This window comes from Microbulbifer variabilis (assembly GCF_056232115.1).
In genome coordinates this window covers 3179240-3198347 of sequence record NZ_CP174325.1, presented here as the reverse complement: position 1 = coordinate 3198347, position 19108 = coordinate 3179240, and the positions used below count along the sequence as shown (strand labels likewise).

Below are 19108 nucleotides of genomic sequence, written 5' to 3'. Positions count from 1 at the left end.
CAGCTCCTGACACGGGGTGGTTAGCTCAGTTGGGAGAGCGACGGCCTTACAAGCCGTAGGTCACAGGTTCGACCCCTGTACCACCCACCACTTCTCTGACTCTTGCCAGGCAGGAGCAATAAAGAGAAACAGGAATGCGGACCGGTAGTTCAGTTGGTTAGAATGCCGGCCTGTCACGCCGGAGGTCGCGGGTTCGAGTCCCGTCCGGTCCGCCATATACAAAAAAGCCCTGCTCGAAAGAGCGGGGCTTTTTTGTTTGTGTTTTGTGAAAACACCGAACAATAATTAGCTTCTCCAGTATTTCAAATATTAACTTTCGGCCAATTCAGTTTCTGCCTTTTCGAAATCGGCATGTAACAGGCGGGTTAACTCTTCCAGATCTGGCATCTCCGCAAAGTGCTCGCCATTTCCGGCGATAAGATCCCAGGTTGCCTTGGAATCCACGTGCAAATGGGCAACTACCTGACTCTCCAAGCTCCCCTCTATCAATCCTGCGGGAACCCAGAAGTGCGTGGTGTTGCTCATCAGGTGGGGGACTGTACTACCGCAGCCGCTACAAAAGTCTGAGCGATATCCTGTTGGAGTGCGGTAAGAAGAAACCTTGTCCAACCCTCGCACCCAGCGAAACTGATCACGCGCCACAAACATTGCAGTATCTGATGCGGAGCCACTCAGTTTGCGGCAGAGCGAACAATGACACTGATAAAGGCTTGGTAGTGGCTCATCCAGCTGAAACTCGACTGCGCCACAGAGGCACTTTCCATTCATTCCTTCCTCCTTACCATAAGCTGAAATTCAGAGTCTTATCTGAAATCGAAATAGGGTAGCAACAATATCCCATCCCTACCTTAGACTCCTATAACGGCACGAGGAAGTAAATGCCAATTGGTACTCCATCCGACCTTATGGAAACTAAAAGGGCTTCTTATTCTTTAACTAGCGCCGTCAGTACATGGTCCTCCCAGCGCCCATTAATCAACAAATAACGCTTAGCATTGCCTTCAACCACAAAACCAAGCCGACGTAAAAGAGCTGCCGATCGATAATTTTCAGGCATGTAATTTGCCATCACCCGATTTAGCCCCAATTCCTTGAAGGCGAAAGCAATTACATATTCGCACAATAAGTACATTACCCCCTTCCCTTCAAAACTTTTGTCCACCGCGTACCCCATATTACATGCCTGAAAAGGCCCGCGAACAATGTTGGTAAGAGAACAAGTAGCCACAACCCCGGAGGATTCCGGAAAAGTGATCAGGAAATATGCTCCTCTCCCCTCCTGTTGCTCTATATGCCAACCCTGTAATCTCTGCTGCCACGCTCCAAGACTATGGTAACCACTCCCCCTGGCTGGCTCCCACTGGCGCAAATGATCCGCGTTACTAGAATAAAAATCGGAGAGTCCCTCAGCATCCTCTATCCTCACCGGCCTAATTTCCATTTCTTCCCCAATTAAAAAAGCAACGACAAGGCTTCATCACTGAACCTTAAAAAACTGCGAAAACAAATCGACCTCAGTCTGCTACCGACGCAGAAAAGGCGGCGCTCGCTTCACCCCGCAAAAAATGCCACCCTAGCGACCTCCCATCTTGATAGCCTTGCTCAAGCAACTCAGCCTCCTGTGTAAAGCGCTTTACCGGGAAGTCTTCCGGCGGCGCAATGACCGAAACGCGGCAATCTTTTGGGGGAGATTGAATAAAGTCCAAAGCGCGGTTGTAGCGCTCTCCCCTCTCCAGGACAGCTTCAAATAGCCGCGCGTGATCGTGGAAGAACTGCTTAATAAACTTTGGCGCCGCCCCAACCGGTTTGCGGTACCCTAACGGGCGTGACAGCACAACAGTAATATCCCTTGCGCCCTGCTCATAAGCACGAATAACCGGAATGGAGTCGGCAAGCCCTCCGTCTGTCATTGGCTCGCCGTCAACAATGGGAAATTCACGATACGCCATCGGAATAGCGCAGGACGCAGGGAACACTTCATGCATGTTCTCTTCCGTCACTCGAACATAATGAGCTTCACCGCTATTGATGCTGGTAGTTACCGCGTAGAGAGGCACTGCATTATCGATATAGCTTTGAATATTTAATGGCACGTCCTTGTAAGAGGCATGCCAAAGCCAACTAATATCGCAAAAATGCCCCCCTTTTAGATAACGCCGCCAATCTATAAAGTCCGTACGGCGCGCATGATCAAGCAATATCCGGCGACTTCGCCCGTAATCCCCCGCCAGATATCCAATCAGGTTTGTCGAGCCTGCAGAGACTCCAATTGCGAAGTCGAAGGGACAGTAATTCGCTTCGATAAAAGCATCCAACACACCCGCGGCGAATATGCCGCGCATAGCGCCACCCTCCACTACAAGGGCAGATAAAGATTCTTTCTTTGTTAGTTCACTTGCCATAGGTAAACCGCCATAAAAACACAAAATCTCAATACCACACCCAAAAATATGGCTTATGAGTCATAAAATTCTCCAGGCCCGCCTCAATATCACCGCTGACTTAGGACAAGGTCTTTGCCAACTTGATTCCACCAGCACTATGATTGGAGAATTCAGGCTATTTGTCCTTAATTGAGTAATTTATGCCATCTGCCGTTTTTCAAGCCCCGTGGAGCCGTCAGTTAAAAATAATCAGTACTATAAGTGCCGCTCTCTTACTGGCCATTCCACTATTCCTGATGACTAAGGCCCCACCCACGCCGTCCCTACTCTTTAGTATCGCTCTTGCACTACCGCCAGCCATACTGCTGTTAGGCGCCCTGTTCATGGTCAGAGGCTATGTCATTCAGAATAACAACCTGTTTGTTCTCCGCCTGGGCTGGAGGACACGAATCCCCTTGCAGGACCTCAGAAAAGCCTCAGCCGACCCTTCAGCTATGCAAGGATCGATCCGTATATTTGGAAACTCTGGACTATTTGGCTACACAGGCCTCTTCCAGAACAAGAAGCTGGGGCGCTACCGCGCTTTTGCGACCGATCACGACCAGGCCGTAGTACTAAACTTCCCTACCAAAACACTGGTTATCACCCCAGACAGGCCCGAACGTATGGCTGAAATACTTAACCGGCATACTTCCTAGCCCTGCCACACATCCGGCCAGCGGGAAAGCTCAACTCCTGCGGCATACTTGGCTTTTTTCAGGACGAGCAGCATACTCCTGCAAAACGTAATACTGGTAAGGAAGTAAATGAGAAAAGTTGTTGTTGCGCTGGCACTCGCCTTCGGCGCCCTGTCGGTAAATGCCCACTCCGCCTGCGTTATTTTACTTCACGGCCTCGCCAAATCTGATAGCTCTATGGCCAAGATGGAGCGTGCAATCAGCAATGCAGGATATAAAACGGTCAATGTGGACTATCCTTCCACAAAGTTTCCCATAGAGAAGCTGGCCGGCAAAGCAATCGCACCAGCATTGGATGCTTGCACCGGTGAAAATGAAATTAACTTCGTCACCCACTCTATGGGCGGCATTCTGGTTCGCCAGTATTTGAGCAAAGTGAACATTGAAAATTTGAACCGCGTGGTTATGCTGGGGCCTCCCAACAAAGGCAGCGAAGTGGTAGATAAGCTCGGTAATTTTCCGGGCTTTCAGTTTGCTTTTGGCGATGCCGGATTACAGCTGGGCACCGGCGCAATGAGTGTTCCCAACAAACTGGGAAAGGCAGATTTTGATGTTGGTATTATCGCCGGGACACGCAGCATTAACCTCCTACTATCGCATATGATACCCGAAACCGACGATGGCAAAGTTTCTGTCTCCAGCACCAAGCTAGAGGGCATGAATGATCACTTGGAAATGCCTGTTACCCATGTATTTATGATGAAAGATAAAAAGGTAATCTCCCAGGTCCTCCACTATCTGGAGCATGGTGCTTTTGCCAAAAGCAAACAAAACCCAACCCCTGCCAGTCCAGGCAATACAACCGGGAACTAACCGGCTCGGCAAAACTTAAAAATTGGCAATATTTTTTTGCCAAAGGTTATCGTTAACAACCCAGACTATGAGCGCGAAAAATAAAAGCTCTATTTATGAGGGAATAACCAAGATGCAATGGCAATGGTGCAGCTTTAATGAACTTTCCATCAACCAGCTCTATGAAATTCTGCGAGTGCGCCAGGAGGTTTTCACCGTAGAGCAGGACTGCCCCTATCAAGATGCCGATGGCAAAGACCAGCATGCCTGGCACCTGATCTGCTGGGACGGGAACAATGAAAACCCACAAATAAAGGCTTACCTACGCGTTGTATTTCCCGGTGAAAAATATAGTGAACCCTCCATTGGACGAGTACTTACCGCGGAGTCCAGCCGCGGAACAGGACTAGGCAAAGAACTTATTTATCGCGCTGTAAAACAGACGCAGAATGAATACCCCAATAGAGGAATTCGTATTTCTGCACAGGAACACCTGGCCCGGTTCTATGGGGAATATGGTTTCGAGAGGGTATCCGACCCCTACGACGAAGACGGCATACCCCATATAGAAATGCTGCGCCCGGCATCGTGACGAATACCGGGCAATTCTCCTCGTTAGTTACTGCCCACAGCGCCGTTCACCGCAGTAGCAAAATTGCTATCGCGGCGACGCACCCAGGTATACAGACAAGAAGCAGCGATACCGGCAGCAGTTAGCAACCATACTGCATTGGCCACCAATGAGGCACGCACAAAAGAGTCTGCACCGAAAATAGAAGCATGCACAATGACCGCCATTAGACATGCGATGATGGTCGCCACTCTCAATAATATAGACCAGCCTGCTGCAGTGCCCGCAAAAGCGGCGACCACGCTTAAACTTAACGTGGTTAACCAGAACACTTTTACTGCCGACGCAGTAAAGGCCAAATAAGTCACCGCGCTCAAAGCTATAGCAAAGGGTATCCCCCAAACCTGGGCCATCCATACACGCTCAAGCCGCACAGCCGGAGCACCTCTCTGGCGCTTGCGCACCAACCAAATATTGATACCCGAAACCACAAGCACACACATGCCAATACCCAACAGGAAGTAGGCAATTTTCACAGGGAATCCGGAGAAATGGCCAAAGTGCAAACGGAAGGTGGAAAGATAGACCTGCTTAGCGCTGTCCCCTTCAGACCACCCCTCCTTCTCAATCAGGCTTCCGTCTGGATTAAAGTGATAGCGCTCTCCCCAAACCAGTCGCTCGGGAACACGAGTCCATATTTCTACCACCTGCCCCTCGCGACCAGGGAAAGCCACCTCCAACCTGGTTCGCTCCTCTTCGGGGGCAATACGCTCCATTTCTGCGAGTACAGCGGCAAAGTCTGGCAGTGAGGTTTCGGGAGCATTTTCTTGCATAACCGGATGCTCACGATACAGGATGTGCTCAACTTTCTCTGTATCCCCATCGTAGAAAAGGCCCGCAATTGCAAAGGCTGCAACCTGGGAAAGACCGATAAAGGCACCGGTAATCGCGATGGCCAGATGGAAAGGAGAAGCCCAGACACCAAGGCGGTTATGCAGATCCACCTGCTGCAAGCGCTTAGACCCGGATAGCCGGAAAGAGAATGCATCTTTGATAATTTTGGGGTGCGCGAGCAATCCAGAGACTATCAGGGCCGCCATTAAAACACCTATCAGCCCCACTAGCGGCACCCCCAAACCCAAAGGCAGGTTCAGGGCGAAATGCAAATAGGCTAGAAAGTGTGTCCACTCATGTTTTACCTCCCCCAGAAGAGCGCCGTCCTCGGCAACATAGCGCTCAATATCACCAACCTCGACAACCAGCCGGGGCATATCTGTATTTGGAATAGTGAATTTTACTGAGTCAAACTCTTCATTTTGCTCTTTTGCCAGCGCAATCGCCTGCTCAGCAGCAGTCTGATACACAGACGCAGCCACACTGAGATTTTCCAGTTCGGAGGCCTGCTCCCAGCGTTCAAATTCATTGTAAAAAACTGCGAGTGTTCCACTGACACAGACAATGTATAAAAGTGTCGATACCGCCAGTCCGAGAACCGAATGCCCATCGGTCATATTTCTTACAAAAGCAGGCGTCGGCTTAAAGGATAATTTCACGTTAGATCCCTACTCAGGTCCGTTTTACTAAGCTGCCACAGCGGGAATGGCAAGTTTCAACATCAGGCCACTGAGCACTGAAAATGCCAGCAGGCCTGCCGAAGGACGCAACAATTTTTTGTCGGCACAAACCCACACCATCGCCAGGGTCCAAATGGTCACCGAAACAAAAGCACCACCAACTAGTCGCCAACTATCAGAGAGGCCGGTAAAACCAAAGAAAAGCAACCCGGCAACGATCCCGCTCACCAAGGGTAAAAATGTGGCACTTAAAAAACGCAAAATGCCCCGCAACCACAATTGGCGCAGGGCTCCGGGCTCTGAAACACCACCCGATCGTTGCTTTTCAATAGGCCGGGGGCCGCTGGGCCATTCACCCCTAACGGCAAGTAATGCAAATACACCGAGCATAACTATTAAGGCGGCAATACTGATCCCAAATTCTGTACCGACTGCCAGGCTCCAGCCAACGGCCGACAAAACCAGCATTGCCCAACCAAGCCAACTACGTAATGGCTGAGCCCCCTTACTGGACCAAGCCGAGTACAAGGAAAAAATACCTGCAAAGGCAAAAACACTGGCTAGCCCAGCAACGAAGTAAAAGGAATCTTGCATAACCACCACACTGGGAAATTTCGCTTCCCGGCAGATTGTTAAAACGTAAAAAAGGGAGTCTGCCCACAGACTCCCCCTGTGGACAAACTCCCAGCCTACTCTAACTTAGAAAGTGTAACGAGCCTCAGCAGTTACATAACGGCGCTCACCGTAAAAGCAATCACCGCGGCTCAGGCAAGAAGTCGTGTGAATTTCATCAGTCAGGTTCTTCACATTCAGTTGAAACTTCCAGCTTTCCAGGGTATAGCCGATAGTAGCGTCATACAGGGTGTAAGAAGGATTTTCGGTAGGGAAATCTGCAAAAACATAATCGTAATAAGCAGCCTGCTCGGCATAAGCAGTTACCAACTGCGCATGAACTTTATCAATACCGGTGTAACTGTCACCAACATGACGAGCCCCTACTCCAACGCTTAGACCAGGTACCCACTCACTAAAGTCATAGTTTCCCCAAAGAGAGAATTGCTCCTCAGGCACAGTCTCAATTTCAGTGCCAACCTCAAATGGATCGCTACTCTCTACTATTTCAGTATCCATCTGGCTGTAATTAGCCACCAGTGTCAGATTACCCCACTGCCCACTGGCCTCAAGCTCAAATCCATCGATCTGCGCCTCACCGATTTGTCGATAGGACCTGTCAGGACCGAAAGTTAAGCGATTTTTCTGCTTAATCTCAAAGGCAGAGGCAGTCATCAGGATATTAGTACCTTCTGGCTGGTATTTAATACCGGCTTCAATCTGCTCCCCTTTCACAGGCTCGTAGGTACCGCCCTGGCTATTCGGATCTGCTAAAACAGCCTCAAAAGATTCTGAATAACTAACATAGGGAGATACACCGCTGTCGAAGGCATACATCACGCCAAATCTTTTTGTGAGTTCCGTCTCTCTCTGCTTGTCGCTAGCCTTCGTAGAAACATTGCTATGGGTCCTAGAAGACAACCTATCTTCACGCAAGCCCAAATTAAAAATAAAGTTCCCAAGGCTAACTTGGTCCTGGAAGTAAATACCTACTTGCTCAGCATTGACATCGGTAATTTCTCTATCCAGCCCTTCCAGTCCCTCTGGCACATAACCATAAACCGGGTCAAAAATATCGATATCACCACCGTAGCCACGGGCTCTTAAAATACTGTTATCGATTTCTGCATTCTGGCTATCAACACCAGCTGAAATCTGATGTTCAAGAGAGCCTGTAGTCAGCTCGCCTGACAAGCGCAGGTCAAAAATCAAAAGGTCGCTTTTCGCATCTTTCATATAGACAGTCCGCGATACTTCACGGAGGTCTTTTTGCAGGCGCAATGCAAGTGTGTAGTCAGCATACATCGAGTTGTAGTCGACATCCCCTTTTGAATAACGGAGGCCCGCATTGATACCCCAGCTATCATTCAAGCGATGATCAACCCACAAACTATAAGCGGTTTGCTCAGTATTGTATTTATCCCAACCCGGCTCACTAATAAATGTGTCAGTCGGGATTTCACCGTTTACGTTATCGACAATGGTACCGCCCCAAGGTAGGAAAGCTGCAGTGGTACCGGTCTTTTCTTCCTGGTGATTCACCAGGAAAGTAATCTCAGTATCCGCACTGGGGCGCCAGGAAACGGAAGGCATTAACAGGGTGCTGTCATCATCAACATGATCAACTTGAGCATCGGCATCGCGAGCGTAACCCACTACCCTATAGAGCCACTCACCATCGCTATCGAAAGCACCTGTTACGTCACCAGCTATAACTTTTCGATCATAGTCACCGCCCTGTACCATCAGCTCACCGCCAAACTCCTCTTTGGGGCGTTTGGATACCAAGTTAACTATACCGCCTGTAGAACCCTGTCCATAAAGTACAGAAGAAGGCCCCTTGAGGATTTCTACACGCTCAAAGGCATACAGGTTTGCACGTGAACCGGTATAACTGCCGAAAGTAGTTTTTAGTCCGTCGACAAACATGATTGGCTCAACAGCACGAACGGTAGACCAGTCACCGCGAGCATCAACGCCAAACAAGCCACCATTCACACCGGCAGAGTACTGCAGGATATCCTGCACAGTTTTAGAGCCAGTTACATCGAAGAAATCTTTATCGCGCAGAGAAATAGAGAACGGCGTCTCATCAACCGGAATATCTTGCTTGCCAATAGAAGTCTGGCGGGACAGGTTCAGCTCGCCGGTTACATGAACTTCTTCAATACCCTCATTCTTATCCTCTGCTGCAAAAGCTGCAGTAGAGCCGCCTGCTGCAATAGCCAATGCCAACAGGGAGTGGCTCAGCCCAGAAAGAATGGGAGAAGAGTTTTGGCGTAAACCTTGGATTCGAGCGGTGCCCATGGATATCCCTCAAAATTCAGTGGAAATATTATCTGCCGCAGCAGCTGCTACCGAAATAAGTTGACGCGGATCTTAATAGGAATCGTTATCACTTACAACATTATTAGAACATTTTTTTACTAATGCGGTCTGGCCCGTGTCCTTATTGCAGGCAAGGGAGCAAACCTCGCCTGAAATAGATACTCTGGAGGAGCGAGGTGTAGGCACATGGGACCATCGAAATTCAGCCTCGCTCATACCCAGCACAAGCCATGAATTAATCAATATTTTTATATTTAAAAAGATGAATAGAAGGGACTACCTGGCAAAGATCAGGTTGATTTTTAGTTGGGGAGAGCTTGGGAAAGAGGCGCCCAGGAACCCGGACACCTCTGAGTGGAAACTGAAATGATGCATCCCGGGGCGGGTAAAACCACACCGGTGCTACTCATTATGGCGTTGGATAGGTATAGCTGGCTTGCAGCCCCAAAGGCATACCCAGATTCCAGTAAATCACCAGGAATATGGACCAGCAGATCAGGAACACCACCGAGTAGGGCAACATGATAGATACCAGTGTACCAATGCCTGTTCCCTTCACGTAGCGCTGGCAATAGACAACTACTAGTGGGAAGTAAGGCATTAACGGCGTAATAATGTTGGTGGAAGAATCACCTACACGGTATGCCGCCTGGGTCAGGTCCGGAGAGAAACCAATCTGCATCAACATGGGTACAAAAATGGGCGAGAGCAGCGCCCATTTAGCAGAGGCCGAGCCCACAAACAGGTTAATAAATGCCACCAGCATAATAATACCCATCAGGGTAATTGGGCCCGGCAGATTCATGGCAGCCAGCAGGCTGCCTCCCTCTACTGACAACAGGGTGCCTAAACCGGAGCGGGCAAATTCAGAAATAAACAGGGCACAGAAAAATGCCATCACGATGTAGTAAGCCATGGAGCCCATGGTCTTGGACATCGCATCGATCACATCCTTACTTTTACGGAAGGTCCCAGCGGCATATCCAAATACAACTCCAGGGATAACAAACAGTAAGAAGATCAGCGGCACAATAGACTTCATAACCGGCGCGCTAAAGGAGGCCAATTGCCCCTGGGAGTCGCGCAATGCAGAAGTCTCTGGCAACATCCAGGCGATAAGGCCCACAACTCCAGCCACCATGACAGTCACTGCCAGGTACATCGCCTTTTTCTCGCGAGCACCCAGCTCCTGCATTACTGGCATATCTTCTTTGTCCCCATCAATGGCGACATTCTTCAGGCGGGGCTCAATCACCTTATCGGTGAGCCACCAGCCCAACATGGTTACTACGAGACAGGAAGCCGAAGTGAAGAACCAGTTATTGAGAGGGTTTACTTGAATCTCGGGATCAACAATCTGTGCCGCGGTTTGGGTAAAGCCCTGCAGCAAGGGATCAATGGCCGAAGGAACAAAGTTTGCTGAGAAGCCACCGGATACTCCGGCAAACGCCGCAGCGATACCTGCCAAAGGATGACGGCCAGCCGCATAGAAGATTACACCGCCCAAGGGGATCACCAATACATAACCGGCATCTACAGCGGTATGGCTGACAATCGCCACCAGAATCAGCATCGGGGTGAGCAGCATCTGCGGGGTCACCGCCAGTAGCTTTTTCAGAACGGCATTAATAAAGCCACTCTGCTCCGCAACGCCAACGCCCAGCATGGCCACCAGCACCACCCCAAGTGGAGCAAAGCTCGTAAAGGTGGTCACCATACTGGAGAGGAAGCGAGCCAGCTCCCCACTGGAGAGCAGGTTGGTCACCTGGATTGCCTCACCGGTGGCTGGATGCAAGGTATCGAAACTTACTCCAGACAACATCCAGGACAGCACCCAGATAGCAACCATTAATACGAGGAAGAGTACTGCCGGGTCGGGAAGCTTGTTCCCTACCACTTCAATAAAGTTGAGCGCCCGGTTGATCCAGCCGTTCTTGTTCGCGTCGCCATCCTCTGCAGGGTTAGCTTGAACATTTTCCATAATGAATCCCTGTTGTATCGTTATATTTTTATTAATGCTCTTTTATCTATAGGACGGCTACGGAAGCCATAGCCTCCCAACTTTAATTCAAAACATTACTTACCGATCTTGCGGATACCTACCGCATGGCGCAATTTCTCAATAAACGGAGCAGAGTAAGCGCTCGCCTTAGCCGCCCCTTTTTCAAGCTCTGCTTCAATCTGAGATGGGTTTTCAAGCAGCGTGTTATACCGTTCACGGGCTTCACCGATCTGACCATTAACCAGCTCGAATAGCTGCTTCTTGGCCTCCCCCCATGCAATACCCTCTTCAAACGCCTTACGCATTTCTGCGGTTTGCTCTTCAGTAGCGAATGCCTGCCAGATCTGGAAGACCGTTGAAGTATCAGGATCTTTAGGTTCTCCTGGCTCCAGAAGATTGGTCTTGATCTTATTGATGTGCTTCTTCAGTTTCTTCTCAGGCAGGAATAACGGAATAGTATTGCCGTAACTCTTGCTCATTTTTCGACCATCAAGCCCTTGCAATACGGCAACATGGTCGTCCACTACCGCCTCTGGCAGCGCGAAGTGTTCGCCATAATGGTGATTAAAGCGTTGGGCAATATCGCGAGCCATTTCAATATGCTGGACCTGGTCCTTGCCCACCGGTACTTTATTGGCATTGAACATCAGGATGTCTGCAGCCATCAGGATCGGATAGCTATACAAACCCATGGTCACACCGAAGTCAGAATCTTCACCATCCACACGGTTAGCATCCACCGCAGCCTTGTAAGCGTGGGCGCGGTTCATCAGGCCCTTGCCGGTCATGCAGGTCAGCAGCCAGGTCAACTCCGGGATTTCATGAATATCGGACTGCCGATAGAACACGACATTGTCTGTATTGAGGCCCAAAGCCAGCCAAGTGGCGGCAATCTCCAGGGTGGATTGATGTACCTGTTCCGGGTCCTGACACTTGATCAGCGCGTGATAATCGGCCAGGAAGTAAAAAGATTGGTTATTCTCGTCCTGGCTGGCCGCGATAGCCGGGCGAATGGCGCCAACATAGTTACCCAGGTGAGGAGTGCCGGTAGTTGTAATACCGGTCAATACGCGCTGCTTGGTCATAAATCCTTTGTTTCCTGTACTGAATTCAGGCAATAAAGGGCGAATCATAACCTGTTCGCGGCTAGGGTTGTATCAACGGAAGGGATCGGCTTCCAGCCAGTAAGCCCCCTGCTCTCATCGCCAAAGACTCACTCCTCTTCTATAACCCCAAGCCTTTCCGGACAGGCAAATTGCCTTTGGTATTGCCCGGGGGATATACCGAAGGCTTTGCGAAAATGGTGGCGAAGGGTTGCGCTACACTCAAAGCCTGCAATTTGCGCTACAAGATCGACACTCTCCTTGCCGGACTCCAGCGCTTGCTGCGCCACCATTAAACGCTGCTGAATCAACCACGCCTTCGGAGCGACTCCCATAGACTGGCGGAATTTCCTATCAAAACTGCGGCGTGAAAGATGGGCCTGCTCTGCCAGATCCCCCACCATGATGGGTTTATGCAGGTTGGCAAGAGCCCAATCCAGCGCCCCCGCGAAATGGTCTGGCCGCTTGGGAACTGGAGTCTCCACAAACTGGGCTTGCCCTCCCTGTCGGTGGGGAGCCATCACCAAGCGCTTAGCCACAGAGTTGGCAAACTCATGGCCATGGTTGCGACGCAAATACTCTATCCCCAGATCTATTGCCGCCGAGCTGCCAGCCGAACAGGCCAGCGCACCCTGCCAGACATAAAGCACATCCCCCACGTACTCCACATTGGCAAAACGCTGTTTGAAGACATCCCCATAGCGCCAGTGGGTAGTAGCTTGCTTCCCATCGAGCAAGCCAACTTCAGCAGGCAGAAATGAACCCGAGCAGAAAGTCAGGATTTGCCGACCCTCCGCAACGAACCCCTCCAGAGCACCGTACAAAGAGTCCAAATAACGATCTTTGGCCAGTGGTGTAGTAGACCAGCAGGGAACCACTAGCAGATCGTAATCCAACAAACTGCTGATCTGCTTACATTGCAGAGACACTCCGCCCACGCCTACCGGGGCTTCTGGGGCAAAGGAGACCACCTCACCCTGATAGAGCTCATCCATACCCGGGCGAGACAAACAGAACAGCTCAGTCGCACAGCCAAGTTCAAACAAGGCAACTTGCCGGTGCACCAGAATCGCTACTCGCTTTGGATCACTACGCCCCATTGGCACGGCCCCTTTATCAGTCATCACCATTCAACGCTTGGCTCAAACTTAACGCTATTTGGCGTTCAAGCCAATCGCCTAATTGTCAGCCAAGGAACAAACTATGCACAAGCTTTTATGAGAGTAAGAACCAAGGAGATACTTATGAGCTCAGCTGTAAGACGCTTCGCCCCAGCCAGCAGCCAACAAGCCCTGCTTCATTTTCAGGAATTGCTGGCCTACGAGACCGACTGCTGGGATGTCCACCATGCCATTACCAATGGGCGACGGGATTTTGTTCTGCTGGATGTCCGTGGCGAAGAATCATTCCGGCAAGGCCACATCCAGGACGCTCACTCCCTACCCCACCAACGTATCAATGAAAAATCTATATCCAACTATCCAGCCAATACACTGTTTGTTGTCTACTGTGCAGGCCCCCACTGCAATGCCACAGAGAAAGCCGCTATCAAGCTTGCCAAGTTGGGTCGCCCGGTAAAAAAGATGATTGGTGGTGTTACTGGTTGGATAGATGAAGGATTTCATCTTATTAAAGATAGCGAAACTACCAACGCCGAGTAAGCAAGTTGGATCTTGTCTCACCAATTCAGAAACCAAGGGGGCGCAGGACTGCGCCCAAAATCGTCTCCCCAACCTGAATTCCAATAAAGAAAAAAGAGACCAATGCAAATACGTTACGCAATGCCTTGCGATGGTGCCCAATTATTAAAAATGATGCGTGCCCTCGCCAAATTTGAAGGTTACCTAACTGAGTTCAAAGTCAACGAGCGTGAACTGAAAAGCCGGCTATTCGATCAAGCAGATTTCAAGTGTCTAGTCGCTGAAGATAATGGAGTAATTGTTGGCTACTTGGCCTTTTACCCCCTGCCATTTACTTATGACTTAACTCCCTGGTTCTGGATTAAGGAACTATATGTAAATGACAGTATGAAATACCGCCGAAAAGGAATAGGCAAATCTTTAATGCAACAACTGATCCATGAAGCCCGCAAGCAAGGTAGTACAAAAATAAAGTGGGAAGTACTTTGCTCGAATATCAATGCGCAAGATTTCTATAAGCAGCTGGGCGCATCTGTAGAACAGCAATGGCAAACCTGGTCCCTTAGTACAAAGGAAGCCAAAATCAACTAACACTTACAAAGAAGCCCTATCAACCGCCACCCAAAATCCCACACAAAAAAGAGCCTCGAAATCAGCTGGATGAGCTGCGGAACCGGTTAAGTCAGATACTACAAATATGCTTAACTTGTAAAAACATGAGATTCCTTTAACCACCTAAAAATCCGAAAAAATAATAGTGCCTGTAAAAAATTAGGCGCACGAATAATCTTATCGGATTTTATTTGGTTTTTATCTGTGTCAAAGCCGCGTAAAATCAATAGATATTTATCAGTATTGCGGCTGGTTATCAAGCAAGCTGTGTAAGGCTCATACCTTAAAGGAGCCTAAAACTTTCACAATGATCCACCCTTCAATAGGAGAGCGGTAGCGTGACCTAAGAATAGAGAAAAGGCGCTGACCCAAGGTGCTACCAACACCAGGGGCCAGCTAACCAAATTGATAGAGAAAGTATCAAGTTGGCTATATGCATAGTACGCTAGAAACCCGCTCGCATTCAATAAAGTCGAGAATATTCAGCAGCTTGGAGCGACTTCCCAAGCTCCGGGAGCCTAGCGTTCGCCTTTTCCTATTTTGTGCCCACCGCTCCCGCGCCCCACCCCTCAAGCCCTCCAGATGTCGACTTCTAAGCTTTTCACCCAAAAGCGCCCACCCATGACTTAAGTATTAACAGGAAATAAAAATGTTGATTTTGAAACGCCGGACTGGCGAAAACCTAAGAATTGGGGCGAATGTCTCTCTCACCGTATTGGAGGTTAACGGTAATCAGGTAAAGATAGGAATACATGCCCCTAAATCCTTATCTGTTCACCGAGAAGAAGTTTATATCCGTATCCAAAAGAAACAGGAAGCAAGCAATAGAAACCGTTGAGAATATGGCCCTCACCGGTTGTATTCTGCAGCAAATTGCCAGTCTTGAAGCAGCTCTATTCGTAACGAGAATCTCATTTGAAAAGATAGCTATAGAAATCAGCTGAAGTATCCATGCTGCTTACCCCAACAGAGCAATTGTTCATTTTCCAAATGTAATGTTTCATGTACCTAATAGAATAACAAACCAGAATTTTTTTACGCTACCCTTACAACTAAAATGGAATGGAGGGTATAAACATTTATCATATTGATTGATAAATATATCCTCCATCCCAACTTCTACCTGTTATTCACCCGCCACTTTAGAAAGATAAAATTGATAAGCACGGTTTGCAACCTGGTGACCTATCGCCTGGCCCGCCGGAACTGAGGGCTCAAAGTGCACACCTCCCCAAACACGACTATTACCACAGTCTTCTTCAAATGAAGTCCAGGTTGGGAAGTGCAAAGACAAATCGGTTTGTGGTGTTATGCCTGGCTCAATCTGCGAGCTTCCTGCAAACGCTGACACGGTATAGCCCAATGTATCACCTTGGGGTAAAAAGAGGCGGCTTGTTTCAGCATGCGCGGCACAAAAGCTGGCAGAAGCAGACGGATACTCTGGGTGATCAGCAACAGGCAAATAGCTGGTCCACTGACTAGCAGGCAAATCATTTACCGTTCCTTTTCCCACTCCTCCCCAGGCAGTAACAGGCTCGTCTTTATAAATATACCGAACTGCAGAGAAGGGGCGTACGGAATTGTGTCGACGCTTCTCCTTCCAAATCGCAATAGCAGTATCAAAGGCAGCCATATTAGTCAGGAAATCGTAATGAATGAAATCCATCAGCGATAAACCCTGAGCCTCCGATGCAAACACAGCAGCAAAGCCTAAGCTGAAGATCTTCATATCAAACAGCTCTGCCTTCATTTTCTGCTCATCAGTTAAGTTAGCTGACGTAGTCAAAACATCATTTACTTGCGCCACGTAACTTGGATAGTTCCATATTTTCGATTTTAGAGGTACCGGCGAAGTGAATTCATCCGGAGACTCATAACTGTATGGCGTCGTCAGCGCTATCTGGGGCGTGACAAATTGTTGAACCCGATATACGCCAGGGCGCTCCATTAAAACTGCTGGCTGCCACTTCGAAGGAAAACGTAATTTATAGGCAGTGTTAGCTGGTTTGAAATTGGTATAATCGGCATAAGGTAAGCGGTGATACAACTGATTACCCTCATTACCCAGCTGATTCATACCGTCATTAACACGCCCTTCCAATACTTTTCTACCGGCATAGTTCCCTATACCAATCGGAGTAGTAGTATCTTCTGAAAAGTTATCAGGATCCAACCCTAACTCAAGTAACAGATTATCCCATTCAGATACCAAGTGTGGGAACAACCCACTCAATACCTTATGAGACGCATAGGAAAGTGCAATATTTAACTCACTGTTATCTGTCGGCTCAGCCATCCGAGCAATATCTGAGTAAACTCCTTTGGCAGTCGGATGATAAGGGGCTGTGGCATCAAACCAAGAGTTGGTAATTAGCGTCGTAAAACGGAGCACTAAAGTAGCGTCATTAGCAGCGGGAGACACTTCAAAAATTGCACACGCCGCTGCAGGAATAATATTCTGCACTGCGACGTTGCAGCTTTCCAGATCTGTAGAGTTACACTTGGGTGGCAATTGAATGTCTTCCAGTTGCGGGCAGGTTAACGCCTGTGCCTGCCAGCTCACAGAAATAAATAATACCCCGGCAATCCCTTTTAAAGCCTTTTTATAAATCTTATTTTTAAGCATCGATCTATCCATTTTTACTTGATTAGCGTGTTTGAAAGTCCCCTTTAGGCAACCAAACACGTATTATTAAAATCAGACATACACACTTTAAAGATTCATTAAACTCCCTATACTCTTGCCCCCTTTTTTAAACCAGAAGTAACCACAACGTTCACACTCGGAAAACCCAAATTGAAGATTAATGCTGTTGAAATGTTCATTTGCTGAAGCTTTACAATCAACATACCAACTTGCACCAAAAAAAATTAGTCTACGCCACCTATGCTCCAAAAAATTAAAAATTATCCATTTGATTTCAATAGTTTTTTGATTAACCTACTCTACGTTGCGGGGTCAGTGAACCCCCTCCTGTATAGAGAATATCCATATTGGCTCTGACACTTGGTATATAATGGTCAAACCTTACAACTATAAAACTGTTGTGACTGGAAAATTTACCTCAGGAACTCCAGCCAAATAAATTCTACTGAAATACAGCCTATTTCTGTAACCAAGTTGCAAACCGAAATATAAGAAAGAATAGTGTTAACTTATCAACTAGAATCACGAAGCCCTTAAAAATATATTATTAATCTTACATCCTACCGCCTGACACTCCCCACTAGTAACGTAACCTGATGAGAATCAAGTGAAAACTATGTAGCGGCCATATTGTGATGCAATCATTTGTTACATTTTTACTAACTGGTTGCCACTAAGAGTTAGCCCAGGTATCTCGCCTAAGAAACCACCGAAGTGAGCCTAACAATTTCGAGAAAGCCTAACCGATCAACACATTTTAGCCAAGCACGCAAAAATACATCAACTTACAGCCAGGATTAATCTCGCGTGAAAATTAAAAAAAGAAAAATTAAGATTTTCTGTGATGACATCAAGAAGTTATGTTTCATGCAGATAAAGCTAGCCACTAATCAAATGACTTCCAATTGACAGCTCGAACTAGCAAATTTTTTTTGTAATTTGTCATAGCTGTAAATCTAGACTTAATAAGAAGTTATCAGTCTTTCCTACTGAATTTTGATACACTTTTAAATAGAGAAATAAGCGCTCAGCCAAACACCCACGGCAAGCAATGTCACCAACAAGAATAACCCAAGAAAGTCTTAGGTAATCTGTGCGGACTAGTACTAGAGAGATCCTGTTTAGCCCGGTTAGCACTCAAGGCTGCCCCAGATTGCGCCAGCTCTTGACGGGCTTACATTTTGTGAATATCAGTAAGTTAGAAGGCGCCATATTGGAATGAAATCATTTATATGCATCTTATGATTTTTCCGCTATCGCAAGCGCATATCACTAAACATCAGGGTTACTGAAAACTTAACCTGCTGCCTCATTAGGCAATATACTAAAATAAACCATTGTTTAATCTGTTTACAACATAAACTCCTTACAACAAGCATTTCATCAGTTTACACCCACCAACATGTGGAATAAGTGGATGTGATTCCAATTTAACATTCTTAATGCTTTTGAATCCTTGCTCTTCGTAAAGCTTAATGGCTATAGTATTGTCAGAAAATACGATAAGACTTAGCTCACTGTAGCCTTCATTTCTTGCTTTTTCTTTCGTCTGTTCCAGCAATGATTTTCCAATCCCTCTCTGTTGATATGCCTCATCAACACACATAGCATCTAGAAAATAACTCCCTTCAACCCTGCTGGAATAAAATTCTCGAAACCTATTTAAACGATCCGGGGGAAGAAAATTCACTAACTCTTTTGTTATACAGTGGAACTTTGCAGGATAAGACAAAGCTACCCCGACGATTTCCTGATTAGACTCAGCAACAATACAACTACGGAAAGTATGTGGATAAATATCTTGCTCCAAACCATTGGAAAGCACTTCAATAGCTGGCACATTAGGTATCAAATCATGAAATAGATACTCTACAGCTCCGTCAGATGCAATATAGTCTAGCTCTGCAATACGGCGACAATCATCCTTTTTTCCAAGCCTGTAGTTCACATTCATATCTTATCCTAAACCAATATATTTGACGGTATATTTCAGATATACACTAAGTTTTGGACAACAATCATGTTTCCAGGTAGATAACAAAACTGTTAACTCAGAGTTTTTGATTTCACCAAACAGTCTATTATAAAATGCTAATTCCATATCTA

Annotated in this window: 17 protein-coding genes and 2 tRNA genes; 8 read left to right on the top strand and 11 right to left on the bottom strand. The window is 47.6% G+C overall.

Annotated elements, in window-relative coordinates:
• Nucleotides 1-14: 14 nt before the first annotated feature.
• Together ACJJI7_RS14315 and ACJJI7_RS14310 are read left to right on the top strand one after the other, a co-directional pair.
• Nucleotides 15-90 (top strand) — tRNA-Val (locus ACJJI7_RS14315).
• Nucleotides 91-138: 48 nt separating this feature from the next.
• A tRNA-Asp gene (locus ACJJI7_RS14310) sits at nt 139-215 on the top strand.
• A 94-nt stretch (nt 216-309) separates the two neighbouring features.
• Here the strand turns inward: ACJJI7_RS14310 and ACJJI7_RS14305 are convergent.
• The 3 genes from ACJJI7_RS14305 to ACJJI7_RS14295 form a co-directional block, all read right to left on the bottom strand.
• A complete protein-coding gene (locus ACJJI7_RS14305) occupies nt 310-768 on the bottom strand; it encodes a GFA family protein (protein ID WP_020414777.1) in 459 nt (152 codons plus the stop codon).
• Nucleotides 769-925: 157 nt separating this feature from the next.
• Nucleotides 926-1441 (bottom strand): GNAT family N-acetyltransferase, encoded by a 516-nt coding sequence (locus ACJJI7_RS14300; protein ID WP_444901878.1) that lies wholly within the window; start codon nt 1439-1441, stop codon nt 926-928.
• Between the two features lie 73 nt (nt 1442-1514).
• Nucleotides 1515-2402: a patatin-like phospholipase family protein gene (locus ACJJI7_RS14295; RefSeq protein WP_444901879.1), complete on the bottom strand. Its 888-nt coding sequence runs from the start codon at nt 2400-2402 to the stop codon at nt 1515-1517.
• 182 nt (nt 2403-2584) lie between these two features.
• Between ACJJI7_RS14295 and ACJJI7_RS14290 the strand changes: the two genes are divergently transcribed.
• From ACJJI7_RS14290 to ACJJI7_RS14280, 3 genes are all read left to right on the top strand, one after another.
• Nucleotides 2585-3082: a PH domain-containing protein gene (locus tag ACJJI7_RS14290; protein ID WP_353375076.1), complete on the top strand. Its 498-nt coding sequence runs from the start codon at nt 2585-2587 to the stop codon at nt 3080-3082.
• Between the two features lie 108 nt (nt 3083-3190).
• Nucleotides 3191-3934 carry an esterase/lipase family protein gene (locus ACJJI7_RS14285; RefSeq protein WP_444901880.1) on the top strand — a complete coding sequence of 248 codons (744 nt, stop codon included), beginning with the start codon at nt 3191-3193 and terminating at the stop codon, nt 3932-3934.
• A gap of 112 nt (nt 3935-4046) precedes the next feature.
• Nucleotides 4047-4505, top strand: coding sequence for a GNAT family N-acetyltransferase (locus ACJJI7_RS14280; protein ID WP_040629208.1), 459 nt, complete (start codon nt 4047-4049; stop codon nt 4503-4505).
• Between the two features lie 23 nt (nt 4506-4528).
• Here ACJJI7_RS14280 and ACJJI7_RS14275 read toward each other — a convergent pair whose 3' ends face one another.
• The 6 genes from ACJJI7_RS14275 to ACJJI7_RS14250 all read right to left on the bottom strand — a co-directional run bounded on the left by ACJJI7_RS14275 (nt 4529) and on the right by ACJJI7_RS14250 (nt 13227).
• Nucleotides 4529-6037: a PepSY-associated TM helix domain-containing protein gene (locus tag ACJJI7_RS14275; protein ID WP_157533674.1), complete on the bottom strand. Its 1509-nt coding sequence runs from the start codon at nt 6035-6037 to the stop codon at nt 4529-4531.
• A gap of 27 nt (nt 6038-6064) precedes the next feature.
• Nucleotides 6065-6652, bottom strand: coding sequence for a hypothetical protein (locus tag ACJJI7_RS14270; protein WP_353375074.1), 588 nt, complete (start codon nt 6650-6652; stop codon nt 6065-6067).
• Nucleotides 6653-6757: 105 nt separating this feature from the next.
• Nucleotides 6758-8977 carry a TonB-dependent siderophore receptor gene (locus ACJJI7_RS14265; RefSeq protein WP_020414769.1) on the bottom strand — a complete coding sequence of 740 codons (2220 nt, stop codon included), beginning with the start codon at nt 8975-8977 and terminating at the stop codon, nt 6758-6760.
• 430 nt (nt 8978-9407) lie between these two features.
• Nucleotides 9408-10979 (bottom strand): AbgT family transporter, encoded by a 1572-nt coding sequence (locus ACJJI7_RS14260; protein ID WP_444901881.1) that lies wholly within the window; start codon nt 10977-10979, stop codon nt 9408-9410.
• A gap of 95 nt (nt 10980-11074) precedes the next feature.
• Nucleotides 11075-12085: a tryptophan--tRNA ligase gene (locus ACJJI7_RS14255; RefSeq protein WP_020414766.1), complete on the bottom strand. Its 1011-nt coding sequence runs from the start codon at nt 12083-12085 to the stop codon at nt 11075-11077.
• 128 nt (nt 12086-12213) lie between these two features.
• Complete coding sequence (locus ACJJI7_RS14250; protein ID WP_444901882.1) at nt 12214-13227, bottom strand: helix-turn-helix domain-containing protein; 1014 nt, start codon at nt 13225-13227, stop codon at nt 12214-12216.
• Between the two features lie 120 nt (nt 13228-13347).
• Here ACJJI7_RS14250 and ACJJI7_RS14245 point away from each other — a divergent pair, with 120 nt between their 5' ends.
• The 3 genes from ACJJI7_RS14245 to csrA all read left to right on the top strand — a co-directional run bounded on the left by ACJJI7_RS14245 (nt 13348) and on the right by csrA (nt 15193).
• Nucleotides 13348-13764: a rhodanese-like domain-containing protein gene (locus tag ACJJI7_RS14245; protein WP_444901883.1), complete on the top strand. Its 417-nt coding sequence runs from the start codon at nt 13348-13350 to the stop codon at nt 13762-13764.
• A gap of 102 nt (nt 13765-13866) precedes the next feature.
• The gene (locus ACJJI7_RS14240) at nt 13867-14334 is read left to right on the top strand and encodes a GNAT family N-acetyltransferase (protein ID WP_444901884.1); all 468 of its coding nucleotides are present in this window, start codon (nt 13867-13869) and stop codon (nt 14332-14334) included.
• A gap of 670 nt (nt 14335-15004) precedes the next feature.
• Entirely contained in the window at nt 15005-15193 is a 189-nt protein-coding gene (gene csrA, locus ACJJI7_RS14235; RefSeq protein ID WP_020414762.1) for a carbon storage regulator CsrA, read from the top strand.
• Nucleotides 15194-15481: 288 nt separating this feature from the next.
• Here the strand turns inward: csrA and ACJJI7_RS14230 are convergent, their stop codons facing one another.
• Together ACJJI7_RS14230 and ACJJI7_RS14225 are read right to left on the bottom strand one after the other, a co-directional pair.
• Nucleotides 15482-16981 (bottom strand): vanadium-dependent haloperoxidase, encoded by a 1500-nt coding sequence (locus ACJJI7_RS14230; RefSeq protein WP_444901885.1) that lies wholly within the window; start codon nt 16979-16981, stop codon nt 15482-15484.
• A 1387-nt stretch (nt 16982-18368) separates the two neighbouring features.
• Nucleotides 18369-18956, bottom strand: coding sequence for a GNAT family N-acetyltransferase (locus ACJJI7_RS14225; RefSeq protein ID WP_444901886.1), 588 nt, complete (start codon nt 18954-18956; stop codon nt 18369-18371).
• Nucleotides 18957-19108: the final 152 nt, after the last annotated feature.

What these genes read in the sequence shown, in the direction of transcription:
- csrA (WP_020414762.1), top strand. Translation starts at nt 15,005, where the DNA reads ATGTTGATTTTGAAACGCCGGACTGGCGAAAACCTAAGAATTGGGGCG.
- ACJJI7_RS14285 (WP_444901880.1), top strand. Translation starts at nt 3,191, where the DNA reads ATGAGAAAAGTTGTTGTTGCGCTGGCACTCGCCTTCGGCGCCCTGTCG.
- ACJJI7_RS14305 (WP_020414777.1), bottom strand. Translation starts at nt 768, where the DNA reads ATGAATGGAAAGTGCCTCTGTGGCGCAGTCGAGTTTCAGCTGGATGAG.
- ACJJI7_RS14240 (WP_444901884.1), top strand. Translation starts at nt 13,867, where the DNA reads ATGCAAATACGTTACGCAATGCCTTGCGATGGTGCCCAATTATTAAAA.
- ACJJI7_RS14230 (WP_444901885.1), bottom strand. Translation starts at nt 16,981, where the DNA reads ATGCTTAAAAATAAGATTTATAAAAAGGCTTTAAAAGGGATTGCCGGG.
- ACJJI7_RS14225 (WP_444901886.1), bottom strand. Translation starts at nt 18,956, where the DNA reads ATGAATGTGAACTACAGGCTTGGAAAAAAGGATGATTGTCGCCGTATT.
- ACJJI7_RS14250 (WP_444901882.1), bottom strand. Translation starts at nt 13,227, where the DNA reads ATGACTGATAAAGGGGCCGTGCCAATGGGGCGTAGTGATCCAAAGCGA.
- ACJJI7_RS14295 (WP_444901879.1), bottom strand. Translation starts at nt 2,402, where the DNA reads ATGGCAAGTGAACTAACAAAGAAAGAATCTTTATCTGCCCTTGTAGTG.
- ACJJI7_RS14260 (WP_444901881.1), bottom strand. Translation starts at nt 10,979, where the DNA reads ATGGAAAATGTTCAAGCTAACCCTGCAGAGGATGGCGACGCGAACAAG.
- ACJJI7_RS14245 (WP_444901883.1), top strand. Translation starts at nt 13,348, where the DNA reads ATGAGCTCAGCTGTAAGACGCTTCGCCCCAGCCAGCAGCCAACAAGCC.
- ACJJI7_RS14265 (WP_020414769.1), bottom strand. Translation starts at nt 8,977, where the DNA reads ATGGGCACCGCTCGAATCCAAGGTTTACGCCAAAACTCTTCTCCCATT.
- ACJJI7_RS14280 (WP_040629208.1), top strand. Translation starts at nt 4,047, where the DNA reads ATGCAATGGCAATGGTGCAGCTTTAATGAACTTTCCATCAACCAGCTC.
- ACJJI7_RS14300 (WP_444901878.1), bottom strand. Translation starts at nt 1,441, where the DNA reads ATGGAAATTAGGCCGGTGAGGATAGAGGATGCTGAGGGACTCTCCGAT.
- ACJJI7_RS14255 (WP_020414766.1), bottom strand. Translation starts at nt 12,085, where the DNA reads ATGACCAAGCAGCGCGTATTGACCGGTATTACAACTACCGGCACTCCT.
- ACJJI7_RS14270 (WP_353375074.1), bottom strand. Translation starts at nt 6,652, where the DNA reads ATGCAAGATTCCTTTTACTTCGTTGCTGGGCTAGCCAGTGTTTTTGCC.
- ACJJI7_RS14290 (WP_353375076.1), top strand. Translation starts at nt 2,585, where the DNA reads ATGCCATCTGCCGTTTTTCAAGCCCCGTGGAGCCGTCAGTTAAAAATA.